This is a genomic window from Variovorax sp. Soil_C_26 (genome assembly GCF_057657075.1).
This window is the reverse complement of the sequence record NZ_JBDGJC010000061.1, coordinates 1-254: the sequence shown is the minus strand read 5'-3', so window position 1 is coordinate 254 and position 254 is coordinate 1. Positions and strand designations below refer to the sequence as shown.

Below are 254 nucleotides of genomic sequence, written 5' to 3'. Positions count from 1 at the left end.
GTCGACACCATGGCCTCGATCAATGCCTCGTCGCGCAAGATCGTCGACATCATCGGCGTGATCGACGGGATTGCGTTCCAGACCAACATCTTGGCGCTCAATGCAGCGGTCGAAGCGGCACGCGCCGGTGAGCAGGGCCGCGGCTTCGCAGTCGTGGCCTCGGAAGTCAGAAGCCTTGCGCAGCGCTCGGGCGCGGCCGCCAAGGAGATCAAGGGCCTGATCGACGACTCTGTCGGCAAGGTCGAGGCGGGCAG

At 65.4% G+C, this 254-nt stretch carries 1 protein-coding gene; it reads left to right on the top strand.

Annotated features, from left to right (window positions below):
* A partial coding sequence (locus AC3A6G_RS27475) for a methyl-accepting chemotaxis protein (RefSeq protein WP_487875107.1) occupies nucleotides 1-254 on the top strand: 254 nt, incomplete at both ends.